This is a genomic window from Ruminococcus sp. AF37-20 (assembly GCF_003460465.1).
In the GTDB taxonomy this organism is placed as follows: Bacteria; Bacillota; Clostridia; order Oscillospirales; family Ruminococcaceae; genus Hominimerdicola; species Hominimerdicola aceti.
Window position 1 is genome coordinate 152,049 of the sequence record NZ_QTVE01000005.1, and the last position, 12,928, is coordinate 164,976.

Below are 12,928 nucleotides of genomic sequence, written 5' to 3' on the forward strand. Positions count from 1 at the left end.
ATCAATTCATTCCTTTTCTTGTTTTTTCCACTGCACAACGTCCGAGCACGCCCCTGCGCACCCCATTACTTACCTTACCTTTACGCCGATTTTACTTAATAAATAAAACAAAGCCAAAGCCTGCACGGATATCCCGCAAGGCTCTGACTTTGATAATTATTTCTTTCCTGCCACCACAAGTCTGTTCATGGCACGTCGCAGCTTCTGCTCCGCCCTTTCAAACTCTTTCTGGCTAGCATTTTCTCTGAGCTTGTTCTCTGCCGCCGCCTTTGCCTTTTCGGCTCTTGCAACGTCTATCTCATCAGCCCATTCGATAGCAGATGTCACCACTGTCACACCGTCAGCAGACACCTTTATAAGCCCTCCCGAAATAGCGGCTGTTCTGAACTCACCTTCTATTTTGATACGGAAAGGAGAAGAAACAATATTTGCCACATATGGCGCATGACCTGCTAGTATACCGATATCACCTGATACGGTCCTCACAATGATCTGCTCAGTATTTCCCTCAAAAAAAGTTTTTTCAGGGGTTATTATCTTAAGATCAAAAGGCGTCATAATCTTTCTCCATAAGTTTTTTACAAATCAGCGTGTGCGGCACAAAATTGCCACATACATTCACTATATACTATAATCCGACTCTTGTCAAGTATTTTTCTTTAAACGTTCTGTTACTACTGTTCACTTTCTGCGATCTGTCTGCCCTTTTCAACAGCCTCGTCGATAGTGCCCACGAACAGGAAAGCAGATTCAGGCAGATCGTCATGTTTGCCCTCTATAATCTCCTTGAAACCTCTGATAGTCTCCTTGACAGGCACATATTTGCCCTTCATGCCTGTGAACTGCTCAGCAACAGAGAACGGCTGTGACAGAAAACGCTGTATCTTTCTTGCTCTTGATACCGTGAGCTTATCCTCGTCAGAAAGCTCGTCCATACCCATGATAGCGATGATATCCTGAAGCTCCACATACCTCTGCAAGATAGACTGAACCTGTCTTGCCACCTGATAATGCTCGTTGCCCACTATCTCAGGGGAAAGTATCCTGGAGTTTGACTCCAACGGGTCAACGGCAGGATAGATACCAAGTGATGAAATGCTTCTTGAAAGCACAGTTGTTGCGTCAAGGTGAGCAAACGTAGTTGCAGGTGCAGGGTCTGTCAGGTCGTCCGCAGGCACATAGACTGCCTGAACGGAAGTGATAGAGCCTTTTGTTGTTGAAGTGATACGCTCCTGTAGCTGACCCATTTCAGTTGCAAGGGTAGGCTGATAACCAACGGCTGACGGCATTCTGCCAAGGAGTGCCGAAACCTCAGAGCCTGCCTGAGTGAATCTGAATATGTTGTCGATAAAAAGCAGTACGTCCTGATGCTCAACATCTCTGAAATACTCTGCCATTGTAAGACCTGAAAGTGCAACTCTCATTCTCGCTCCGGGCGGCTCGTTCATCTGACCATACACAAGCACGGTCTTGTCGATAACGCCCGACTCTTTCATCTCATAATAAAGGTCGTTGCCCTCACGGGTACGCTCTCCAACTCCTGTGAATACAGAGATACCGCCGTGCTGATTGGCAACGTTATTTATAAGCTCCTGAATAAGCACCGTTTTGCCTACTCCCGCACCACCGAAAAGACCTATCTTTCCGCCTTTCAGATATGGTGCGATAAGGTCGATGACCTTGATACCTGTTTCCAGAATCTCGTTTGAAGCAGACTGCTCTTCATATGTCGGCGGTTCTCTGTGTATCTCCCAACGCTCCTTAGTTTCAGGGGCAGGCAGATTGTCAACAGGCTCACCCAGAAGATTGAACATTCTCGAAAGAGTTTCCTTGCCCACCGGAACGGAAATAGCTTTGCCTGTATCAACAGCGTCGATACCTCTCACAAGTCCGTCTGTAGAGCCCATGGCGATACATCTTACTATATCGTCGCCTATATGCTGAGCCACCTCAACAACGAGCTTTTCGCCCTTGTTGTCTATCTCAATGGCATTGAGCAGGTCAGGCAAGCTGTCCTTTTCAAAGCGGACATCAACTACCGCACCAACTATCTGGACTACCTTGCCTATGTTTTTGCTTTCCATTTATTTACCACCTTTCAAAAAGGGATATCATAGCTTGATATGTTTAAAAGCCTGCAAAATGCAGACGAACGCTGTTCGCCCCTGCAAGACTTCTCCAACAATATCCACAACATTTACTTTTGAACGCCCACATTCGGGGCATAATTATTATTTCTATCTTCCGATAGTTGCCGAGCTTATCTCTGTAAGCTCCTGAGTTATCTGCGCCTGTCTTGCTCTGTTGTAAAGAAGCGACAGATTGTCTATCATTTCTCCTGCGTTGTCCGTTGCAGACTCCATTGCAGTACGTCTTGCCGCCTGCTCAGAAGCGTAAGAATCCACTACCGCCGAATAAAGCATACCGCCTATATACTGCGGTATCATGCCGTCAAAGACCTCCTCAGGGGACGGGTCATAGATAGTTGACGGGTGCTTTCTTCCCCCAAGCTTGTCAAGATCCTCCACGGGAAGTATCTGCAAACTGCAAGGCTCCTGTGTCAGTGCCGACACGAATGTGGTATACACAAGCTCTACCTTGTCATAATCCCCATGTCTGAAGCCTGCGATAATATCCTCCGCAATGTCCATAACAGTGTCAGCGTCAATGCTCTCCGCTATCTGCGGATATTTCCACACAAGGTCATAATCACGCTTCTCAAAGAACTCAACAGCCTTTTTGCCCACAGCCATAACACGAAGCTGACCGCCTGATGACAGCACATCGTCAGCCTTTGCCTTAGCCATTTTCAGCACGTTGGAGTTAAATCCTCCTGCAAGTCCCCTGTCGCCTGCCACCACTATAAGCAGTGTGGAATTAAGAAACTTCTTTTTTGTATACACCGACTTGAAAGCTCTGTCGCAGGATATATCGCACATTGTCTTAAAAAGCGTTTCAAAGAACGGCTGAACTGCCACCGCCTTGTCTTTGGCACGTCTGAGCTTAGAAGCCGCCACAAGCTGCATGGCTTTTGTTATCTGCATGGTGCTTTCAACGCTTTTGATACGTCTTTTGACGTCTTTCATATTAGCTGTTGCCATTGCTCAGCGCTCCTTATCTGCTTTGAAGAAACTTCTGTGAATACTCCGCAAGCACGTCCTTTATCGCCTGTTCATTCTCTTTTGTAAGCTCTCCTGTTTCTCTTATTGATGAGAAAATATCAGGGTGAGTTTCATCTATATACACAAAAAGATCTTTCTCAAATTCAGCGATATCCTCAACTCTGATATTTTTCAGATAGTTGTTTACCACCGCATAGATTATAACCACCTGCTTCTCAACGTCAAGCGGTGAGGTCTTGCCCTGCTTGAGCACTTCCACTATACGTTCGCCCTGTGCAAGTCTTTCCTTAGTGTCCTTGTCAAGGTCAGAGCCGAACTGCGAGAACGACTGCAATTCTCTGTACTGTGAATAAAGCAGTTTCAGCGAGCCTGAAACCTTTTTCATAGCCTTTATCTGTGCCGAGCCGCCTACACGGGATACTGATATACCGGGGTTTACCGCAGGTCTGACGCCTGAGAAGAACAGCTCAGATTCAAGGAATATCTGTCCGTCAGTGATAGATATAACGTTTGTCGGGATATAAGCCGAAACATCGCCTGCCTGAGTTTCGATAATAGGCAGAGCGGTTATAGAGCCTCCGCCGTAGTCTTTGTTAAGACAGCAGGCTCTCTCCAAAAGTCTTGAATGGAGATAGAATACATCTCCCGGATAAGCCTCTCTGCCTGTTGGTCTTTGAAGCAGAAGTGACATAGTTCTGTATGCCACAGCGTGCTTTGAAAGGTCGTCATAAACGCACAGCACGTCCTTGCCCTGAAGCATGAAATACTCAGCCATTGCAACTCCTGCATATGGAGCAATATACTGCAAAGGCGCCATTTCAGAAGCCGTTGCCGATACAACTATAGAATAATCCATTGCCCCATGCTTAGAAAGGGTATCCACCACGTTTGCCACAGTAGACTGCTTCTGACCTATCGCAACATAGATACAGATAACGTCCTTGCCTTTCTGATTTATTATAGTATCAAGTGCTATAGAAGTTTTACCTGTCTGTCTGTCGCCTATAATAAGTTCACGCTGACCTCTGCCTATGGGTATCATAGAGTCGATAGCCTTGATACCTGTCTGCAATGGTCTGTTTACCGACTGTCTTGTAATTATTCCGAAAGCAGGGCTTTCCACAGGTCTTGTTTCAGTTGTAAGCACAGCGCCCCTGCCGTCGATAGGTGCACCGAGAGCGTTCACAACTCTGCCAAGCAGTGCGTCGCCAACAGGCACAGAAACTATCCTGCCTGTTCTCTTTACTCCAGACCCCTCTTTTATTCCGTCCTCAGAGCCGAGAAGTACACAGCCTACAAAATCCTGCTCCAAGTTCATTGCCATGCCGTATGTTCCGTTAGAAAATTCAAGAAGTTCACCCGACATACACTTGTCAAGTCCATGAACTCTTGAAATTCCGTCGCCAACAGTGCAGACCGTCCCCACATCGTCAAGCTCCAGCTTGCTGCGGTAGTCCTTGATCTGCTGTTTTATCAAGCCTGTTATTTCATCAGGACGTAATTTCATGTTAAAATACCGTTCCTTTCCTATGCAATGACCCCGTCGATCTGAGCCTTGATATCATCAAGCTTAGTTCTGACGCTGCCGTCTATTTCTGTGTCTGAATATCTCAGCACGATACCGCCCATAAGGCTTTTATCCACCTTTTCCACAAGCACTATCTTTGCCCCCGAAACAGCTTCCAGCTTAACCACAAGCTTGTCCCTGAGCCTTTCAGACAGAGGCATAGCCGTCACCGCAGTGACCTCTATGATATTATTATGCTTTTCATAAAGCTCCTTGAACTTTGCGCATATCTCAGGCAGAAACCTTATCCTGCCCTTTTCGCTCACAAGGCAAAGAAAATTAAGCGTAACAGGCTGTATCCTGCCCATAAACACCTTTTCCAGTGCCGCCCTTTTTTCGTTCTCCGTCACCAGCGGTGACGCAAGAAGCTCCACATATTCCTCCTGATCCTGAGAGAAAATTATATCCCTTATGCTCCCAAGCTCACCATAGACTTCATCAAGGCAGTTTTCCTCGCAGCACACCTCGAAAAGTGCATTGCCGTAAATATTCCCGATACTGTCTGCCATTACATCTCACCCACATTGTCAATGAACTTCTCGATAAGACGTTCGTTGTCCTCGCCTGTCATATCCTTTTCCACAACTGCCGCCGCAGCCGAGAAAGCAATATCGGTGATCTCGTTCTTGATCTGGTTGACAGCGATCTTCTTTTCTCTTTCGATCTCTCTCGAAGCGTTGTCCACAAGGCCCTTTGCCTCAGTTCTCGCTTCGCTGATTATCTCGTCAGAACGCTGTTGAGCCTTTCTTGTTGCCGTCTGTATAATCTGTGCAGACTCTTCCTTTGCACCCTCTAATCTGCTTGTATACTCAGCTTCAAGCTTCTCGGCATTTTCTTTTGCCTCGTCAGCCTGCCTGTAAGTTTCCTTAACATCATTTTTCCTGTCCTCGATGACCTTGTTCACCTTATCGAACAGAAAATGCTTGAGCACCAAAAACAGTATGAGCGTATTGAGCAAAGTCGCAATTATCGTTGTCAGATCTATTGACAGAAACTCTGTCACATCGCCTGCTGCCAATACCATTTATCCAACCTCCCCTCCGCACCAATGCAGAGCAAATCTTGTTTGAAGCTTTTTATTAAAGCTTTCCGATAAATGGGTTAGCAAAGAGCAGGATAAGTGCAACTACGAATGCGTAGATACCTGTTGACTCAGCCATAGCAACGCCTATGAACATTGTTCTTGTGCAGTCGCCCTTAGCCTCAGGCTGTCTTGCGATAGCCTCGATAGTCTTTCCTACTGCGTAGCCCTCACCGATACCAGGTCCGATACCTGCGATCATTGCAAGTCCTGCACCGATTGCTGAACAGCCAAGAAGAATAGCCTTTTCCATAATGATAAACCTCCGTTATTTACTATTTACTTTTTTATACTTTCCGCCAAAGCGGTAAATTACTCTGTTTCCGCAGCCGCACCAACGTTTACCATGGTGAGCATGGAGAAGATATAAGCCTGTATACACCCTGAGAACAGGTCGAAATACACGCTGAGCACCGCAGGTATACCTACCTGAAATACACTGAACGCCCATGAGCCTGCCTCAAAAGTCAGACCCAGTGCAGATGACAGTGAGCCGAGCGCACCATAAAGCAGTCCCGTTATTACCATGCCGCCTGCAACGTTGCCGAACAGACGGAATGCCATAGACGCAGGCGTTGCCACCTCGCTGATGATATTGAGCGGCAGGATAAAAGCCACAGGCTGTGCAAAGCTTTTAAGATAGCCCTTGAAACCATTCGCTTTTATCTTGTTGTATGTGATAAGCACGAATGTCATAAGAGCCCACGTTGCCGTAACATTGATGTCCGCAGTCATAGACCTCAGACCTATCATACTGATAAGAGCGCCAAACACCGCATAAATAAGCAGCGTAGCAATATAAGGGGCATACTTCATCATCTTAACGCCCATATTCTCTTTGACCATGTTGTTGACAAAGTTCACAAACATCTCAACGACTACCTGACGCTTTTTCTCAGGCACTTTTTTCAAATCGTGTGTGAGCCACAAGCACAGTATCAGCACCGCAACTATAATAAGCCAGCCCATCACCACCGTTTCGGTGATCCTCAGACTGCCTATCTCAAACACTATCTTAGGGCCGTTTCCTATACCCGTCATTTATTTATCCCTTCTTTCTCTTATCTGTATGACATACAGAATTATCCTCGGATAAAACTGCGGCAGAAGTATCCCCACCGCACTCACAGCCTTCGTGAGCATAGCCCCAGCACAGAGCACAAAAAGCACTCCATACCTAGTCATGTAACACCCAAGCATTGTCCGCTTAGCCTTTTTGCCCTCAAGCTCCACAGCCTTTTCGCAGGTCACACCAAGGTAGTACATACAAAGGCACATATAGCCCCAGCCCAATGCAAAGCCCGCAAGCTGTGTGATGTCAAAGCCCCACAGCAAAGTAAATGCCCAGCATACAGCAGCCATAACACCGCCCCATAAGCATATTTTTTTCAGCAAGCCGCCAAGCTCAGAGCCTATATTTTTCACTTATTTTCTCCGATTTTCATAAAGAAATCCACCATAAATCTTTACATTTTCTTAATAGCAGAAAATATCTGCCTGATGTATTTCATTATACCACACAGCCCTATATTTTTAAAGAGCAAACCGCAAACTTAAACATTTATTTTACATAGGCTTTACATTTCGTTCACAGTTAGTCAAATAATTAGTTAATTATGATTTGACGTTAATAATTTATCAATAGTCAATCATTGATTTTTGACATTGTTTGAGTTTTGTCATACGATTTCACAATAAAAAACGGACTGCCGCAAGCCGAAATAATATCACGGCTGAGCAGTCCGCAAGCATATGTGCAGCTTATCTGATGATATCGTCAACAACGCTTTCTACAGTGCTTACAGTATCATCAATAATATCCGCACCACCGCTTACAGTGTCCTTGATACCATCGCCAACACGGCTCACAAGCGTGTCGCTGTCATCACGTCTGCTTGTGACCTCATTTTTAGAAGTTGTGGTCGCAGTAACGCCGGAAGATGTCGAACCTGAGTTATCGTCATTTCTTGAACAGCCTGCGAGCATAATGCCGCAAAGGCCAAGACAAGTTAGCATAGCGATCAATTTTTTCATAATTAAGTTCCTTTCAGTATAAGATATGCCATTTTAGGCTAATGCTATTATTTCTCGGAGATGAGGATTTATTCATAAAAAAACAAAAAAGAGATGAGCCAAAAGCCCATCTCTCTGTCAGATCAAAAAATCAATAGAACTGCGATCTCTTTTTCTTGATAACGAAAATAACAGCACCGACAATAACAACCGCAACGACCGCAATAACTACAATGCCTACTACTCCGATACCCTTTGAAGATTCAGCCTCAGATGACGAAGTGCTGCTCAGTCCGTTTGACTTAGGCTGTATCTTTAAGCCCTGCACGATCTCCTGTGCCTTTGCACTTTTATTGTAGCCATCGAGATTCATTACCTGAAGATCTTCACCGTTCTTCTGCAACGGAGTATCTATTACAAGATTATCAATATAAAGCACATCTGTCTTATCCATTTTCTTTATAACCGGTATCTCAAATACGAACTTTGTTGCTCCGCACTTGTCAGGTACCGGTATAAGCGCTGTCGCATACTGAGTAACATTATTGCTTGCATCTGTATTTATTTCAAGTTGAACACTATTGCTGGTCACCGTTTTGTATTCCTCAGTACAAGGAAAAGCAAACACAGAATCTCCCATAAGCTTGCCCTGAGCGTCCTGATTTATCCTGTACTTGAAAGAAACCATACAGCCGTCAAAACAAGTCATACCAAAATCTTTGGCGTCGATCTCAACGCCCATCGTTATATAAGGCGTATCTTCAGAATCAGAGCCGGGATAAACCAAATTCTTATCGTCATCTCTTATAAGCGAAGCAAAAGTACAATAATCGCTTATGTCATTAGGCTGTGTTGCTGTTATCTTAAGGCTCGCACCCTGATAAGCATAGGTCTTTTCTTGGGATGCTCCCACTGATATCTTCTCACCGTCAGGAGTCACCTTGATATATCTCTCCCAATCCTTCATATCAAACGACAAGGATGGTGCTGAAGTATCTGTTGTAAGGATACTCTTGTCGGCACTATATTCAGGTATTTCAGCCTCACTGTCGGCATAAGCAGGCACAGCACAAACGCCAAGCATCATTATCGCTGATACCATGCCAAGTATTCTCTTTGATCTCATCTTAATTCTTATCCTCCCTTGATACTATTGTATGTAAACGCTTTCATGGCCGTTCACACAAGTATCGAAACGCTATAAAACACTATAAATATTTTACACCTTTTTAACAAAACTGTCAAGTGTACTATGTGTTTTTTCATATAATGTAACTGTTTTGTAATACAAGCTAAGCATTTTCACCAAAATAGCCACACGCTTTTTATGAATAAGCTCTTATTGACAGCCATTTTCATCAAAAAAAAGACCGCCTTCTCAGACGGTCCTGCGATCTTATTGAATACCAAGGAACTGGAAATACTGCTTATCCGGCATTGTTGTGACAGAAGTAGCTCTCAGATCATCAGCCTCCGAAAGTCTGTACTGCACCTTGAGAACTCCGTCCTCCTCTACCCAGCCAACATCAGGAACTGTTCCTCTTATACCCTTGTTGGAAATGGTCTTTTTGATACCTTTCTGCTTAAGAGTAAAGAATTTAAGCTCGATATCCTGATTGTATGGCACTACGCATATCTTTACAGCACCCTTGTCGCTGTCCTTTACATCATAAAGTATTATCTGATACTGGCCGTCTGGCGATATGGTATTTGATTCTGACGTTACTTCAGTGAGCTTCTTGAAGTTATCTCTGTAGAGAGCATAAACGCTTGACGATGTGTCAAGATCTGAATTTAGCACAGTTTCAACAGACGTGCCTCCGAAAAGGATATTAAGCACAAAGTATGCAACTATTCCAAGAACATACATAAGCAGGTATATCGTACCCATTATAACCTTTACAGTTTCGTTCGTGCCTGCCGCAAAGAACATTATGATAGCAACAACGAACGGAGGAACTATCAATATCCAATCGCCCATGTTGAAAAGTATCATGCAGAACACGACCGGAAGCATGAGTATGCTCAGTATCTCCGTCACAAGCTCACGTCTTGAAAAGAGCATAAGTCCCATAAAAACTACGTTAAGCACCACATACACTGTGAAAAACGATTTTTCTCTGCCTGCCGCAAACTCCAGATCATACAGGAACGTTGCATAAGTGAGCAGAGTTATTACAGCAAAGTAAGCGACATTGAAAACTGATACCGCTCGCTTTACCCATACGTTAGATAAAAAATCCTTCATTTTTAGTCCTCCCTAGACACTCTGTTCTTTTATTTTACACGAAATTACGCAAAAAATCAAGTGCTTTATTTCTTTATTTTTTCTTAAAACACAAATCAGCCAATCAAATAGTATTTAATTGGCTGAATGCCGTCAATTGAGTATTATCTCTTCACCGCCGCTGAGTCCCGAAAGTATCTCAACGTTGTCGTTGTCCTCAATGCCAAGCTCTACGTCCTGCTCTATCTTTACACCGTCCACAAGCAGGTTCACATAGTTGCGTCCATCAAGCTTCTTCACCGCCTTCTGCGGAACTATCACAGTATCAAGCCTTGAATACACGTCAAAGACGACCTCTATGCCGCCAAGATCCAGCATATCATTCTCCTCGTCAGGGGTGATAACATAAACATATGCCGAGAAATCTCCGCTCTCATTATAGATTATATCCGTCACAGTGCCGCCCATTGTATTGGCACCCTGCACTATCTGCACTGCAGTGCCAAAATTGACGTTTGTGAGCGCGTTATCAAACACAGACACGCACAGAGCCTTTTGTGATTTATCGGAAGTATACCCAAGCACCTCGCCCTTATTCACCGGCATGAACGCTGTCAGCTCCTGACCACGTCTGTCTGCAAGATCAAACTGTCCGTCGCATGGAGCGTAAACCTTATAATCCTCCAAGGACGCCACAAGGCTGTCATATTTGAGCTGTTCTATCTGTAAGTCATACTGAGAAAGCTGTATCTCACTGTAGTCAGCACCGTTCGCCTGCAATGTAGCGACTGTCTGCTTTGCCTGATTGAGCCTTATTTCTTCCTCTTCTATCTGTTCGTCCACATCGTCAGAATAAAGTGTGCAAAGCAGGTCACCCTTTTTCACATCACAAGGCGACTCCACATCTATAGACTTTATCTGACCGCTTGCCTTGAAGGTGACGGTTTCACTGTAAGGGTAATCATAAACACCCTCCTGATGATACTCCTGAGATATATCTCCTATCTCAGCTTTTACCGTCTTATATGTTATATCCTTAGTTTCAAGAATAGGCACAGCTATCTCGTCTTTTTTCTCCGACTTTCCGCAGGCGCAAAGTCCGAAACACATTGCCGCTGCTGAGATCAAAGCAATAAATCTTATACTTTTCATAAAAAAAGCCCTCTCGGTAATATAAAACTGCGGACACACTCCGCCGCAGTGAATTATACCACATTTTCCGTCATTTTTCAAGCTTATCCCCTACATATCGTATATCTATTGTATAACTGCACAACACTGTCTGCCTATATTTATACAGGTTTACCACAGCAGCTCACCGATAATAGAGTTTGAAGCCAGAAATCCCGCAGGCGTAAGCCTTAAAATACCCTTTTCGACCACGCAAAGCCCCTGTTTCTGAAACAAAGCCGCCTTCTTGCGGATATTCTCCCCAAGCTCTTTACCACCAAGTTCCTCGGCTTTACCTATGTCAATGCCCTCCGTGAGCCTTAACCCCAGCATGACATACTCCTCTGCCTTGTCAGGGTCGTCCTCAAGCACCACCATGCTCTGCACCTTGTCAGAAATAAATTCCTCAACATCGCTCTTGCAGTAATATCTCTCATTATCAAAGAAAGAATGTGCCGACGGGCCAATTCCTATATATTCTTCCCCGTGCCAATATTTAAGATTGTGCCGTGATTTTCCGCCTTCTTTGGCAAAATTTGATATCTCATACTGTAAAAAGCCCTTGCTTTCAAGCTGTCCCACAGTTTGCAAATACATATCACACAGCATATCGTCATCAGCCACAGAGTTTCTCATCTCATCACAATCAAAAGCCGTACCCTTTTCTATTTTCAGCATATAAGCCGAAATATGATCGACAGGGAGTGCCGTAAGGTTCTCTATGCTATCCCAAAGGCTTTCAAGGGTCTGACCCTTTACCCCGAGCATGATGTCGCAGGAGATGTGCCTAAATCCCACCTGAGCCGCCGTTTCCACAGCCGACTTTGCCTGAGAAAAGTCATGAAGCCTGCCCAAAAAGCCAAGCTCTCTGTCATTAGCCGATTGAACGCCAAAAGAAAGCCTTGTTACACCTGCTTTTCTCCACCCTAACATCTTCTCCCTGTCCACAGAGCTGGGATTAGCCTCCAAGGTTATTTCGGGCTTACAAAGATCAAAGCACTTTCCTGCCGTATCTATTATCCTGTCAACCTGTTCAGCCGACAGCACAGAGGGCGTACCGCCACCGAAGTAGATAGTATCGCATTTTATGTCCCTGCCCCTGAAAGCCTCAATATTGCGGCACACAGCCTGCGTGTAGTCCTTATAAAGCTCAGGTCTGCAAACGGAATAGAAGTCACAGTAAGGGCATTTTCTTTTACAGAAAGGCACATGGATATAAATTCCTGTCATAGCATATCCTCGTCATCATCAAAAGCCTTGTCGATATACTCTCCTGTTTTTTCACGGTTGAGCCGAAATCTCTCTATCGCCTTTTTCACGCCAAATATGCCGCCCCACACAAGGAACATACAAAGGCTTATAAGCACCGCATAAAGCACGAAATAAGCCTGCTGTTTCAAACTGAGCTGAAAATACGCCGACCGCCTGTTTAGCATATCGGAAACTTTGGGGTGGATAACGATATAGCAGATAACGCCAAGAATACCTGCATAAGCAAGTGTGCATACCATGCCCATAAAAGCTTCCTTGAATTTAAGTGCCGAGAATTTAGCTCCTGCACACACCGCCCACACAGCGATAAGCACAAGCCCAGCCGCCGCAGAGATATTGGCATACACCTCATAAAGCACAGGCAATATCACCGCACCGCTCAGCCCGAAAGCCAGCGACAATTTCATAGACTTTTGTATATCAGGCATAGCTGCTCCTTTCAAAAAAATGTTGATATATTTGTATAAACCAAAACC

At 44.7% G+C, this 12,928-nt stretch carries 15 protein-coding genes; all 15 read right to left on the reverse strand.

Annotated features, from left to right (window positions below; all coding sequences use genetic code 11):
* Positions 1 to 156 precede the first annotated feature (156 nt).
* Positions 157 to 558 carry an ATP synthase F1 subunit epsilon gene (gene atpC, locus DW015_RS05080; RefSeq protein ID WP_022288612.1) on the reverse strand — a complete coding sequence of 134 codons (402 nt, stop codon included), beginning with the start codon at positions 556 to 558 and terminating at the stop codon, positions 157 to 159.
* A 116-nt stretch (positions 559 to 674) separates the two neighbouring features.
* Positions 675 to 2,084 carry a F0F1 ATP synthase subunit beta gene (gene atpD / locus DW015_RS05085; protein ID WP_117904653.1) on the reverse strand — a complete coding sequence of 470 codons (1,410 nt, stop codon included), beginning with the start codon at positions 2,082 to 2,084 and terminating at the stop codon, positions 675 to 677.
* A gap of 153 nt (positions 2,085 to 2,237) precedes the next feature.
* The gene (gene atpG / locus DW015_RS05090; RefSeq protein WP_117904655.1) at positions 2,238 to 3,101 is read right to left on the reverse strand and encodes an ATP synthase F1 subunit gamma; all 864 of its coding nucleotides are present in this window, start codon (positions 3,099 to 3,101) and stop codon (positions 2,238 to 2,240) included.
* A gap of 13 nt (positions 3,102 to 3,114) precedes the next feature.
* Positions 3,115 to 4,629 (reverse strand): F0F1 ATP synthase subunit alpha, encoded by a 1,515-nt coding sequence (gene atpA / locus DW015_RS05095; protein ID WP_022288615.1) that lies wholly within the window; start codon positions 4,627 to 4,629, stop codon positions 3,115 to 3,117.
* 20 nt (positions 4,630 to 4,649) lie between these two features.
* Positions 4,650 to 5,198 carry an ATP synthase F1 subunit delta gene (atpH, locus tag DW015_RS05100; protein ID WP_117904657.1) on the reverse strand — a complete coding sequence of 183 codons (549 nt, stop codon included), beginning with the start codon at positions 5,196 to 5,198 and terminating at the stop codon, positions 4,650 to 4,652.
* A complete protein-coding gene (gene atpF, locus DW015_RS05105) occupies positions 5,198 to 5,713 on the reverse strand; it encodes a F0F1 ATP synthase subunit B (RefSeq protein ID WP_038671185.1) in 516 nt (171 codons plus the stop codon). Before atpF ends, atpH begins: the two co-directional genes overlap by 1 nt.
* A 55-nt stretch (positions 5,714 to 5,768) precedes the next feature.
* Entirely contained in the window at positions 5,769 to 6,023 is a 255-nt protein-coding gene (atpE, locus tag DW015_RS05110; RefSeq protein ID WP_022288618.1) for an ATP synthase F0 subunit C, read from the reverse strand.
* A gap of 59 nt (positions 6,024 to 6,082) precedes the next feature.
* Positions 6,083 to 6,811 (reverse strand): FoF1 ATP synthase subunit a, encoded by a 729-nt coding sequence (locus DW015_RS05115; RefSeq protein ID WP_117904659.1) that lies wholly within the window; start codon positions 6,809 to 6,811, stop codon positions 6,083 to 6,085.
* Positions 6,812 to 7,195 (reverse strand): hypothetical protein, encoded by a 384-nt coding sequence (locus DW015_RS05120; protein WP_117904661.1) that lies wholly within the window; start codon positions 7,193 to 7,195, stop codon positions 6,812 to 6,814.
* Positions 7,196 to 7,531: 336 nt separating this feature from the next.
* Positions 7,532 to 7,804, reverse strand: a complete 273-nt coding sequence (locus DW015_RS05125; protein ID WP_117904663.1) for a hypothetical protein — start codon at positions 7,802 to 7,804, stop codon at positions 7,532 to 7,534.
* 130 nt (positions 7,805 to 7,934) lie between these two features.
* Complete coding sequence (locus tag DW015_RS05130; RefSeq protein WP_117904665.1) at positions 7,935 to 8,909, reverse strand: hypothetical protein; 975 nt, start codon at positions 8,907 to 8,909, stop codon at positions 7,935 to 7,937.
* A 270-nt stretch (positions 8,910 to 9,179) separates the two neighbouring features.
* Positions 9,180 to 10,031, reverse strand: a complete 852-nt coding sequence (locus DW015_RS05135) for a hypothetical protein (protein ID WP_117904668.1) — start codon at positions 10,029 to 10,031, stop codon at positions 9,180 to 9,182.
* A 132-nt stretch (positions 10,032 to 10,163) separates the two neighbouring features.
* Positions 10,164 to 11,162 carry an efflux RND transporter periplasmic adaptor subunit gene (locus tag DW015_RS05140; protein WP_117896506.1) on the reverse strand — a complete coding sequence of 333 codons (999 nt, stop codon included), beginning with the start codon at positions 11,160 to 11,162 and terminating at the stop codon, positions 10,164 to 10,166.
* Positions 11,163 to 11,312: 150 nt separating this feature from the next.
* Positions 11,313 to 12,410 (reverse strand): radical SAM family heme chaperone HemW, encoded by a 1,098-nt coding sequence (gene hemW / locus DW015_RS05145; RefSeq protein ID WP_117904670.1) that lies wholly within the window; start codon positions 12,408 to 12,410, stop codon positions 11,313 to 11,315.
* Positions 12,407 to 12,880, reverse strand: coding sequence for a hypothetical protein (locus tag DW015_RS05150; protein ID WP_242993218.1), 474 nt, complete (start codon positions 12,878 to 12,880; stop codon positions 12,407 to 12,409). Before DW015_RS05150 ends, hemW begins: the two co-directional genes overlap by 4 nt.
* Positions 12,881 to 12,928 lie beyond the last annotated feature (48 nt).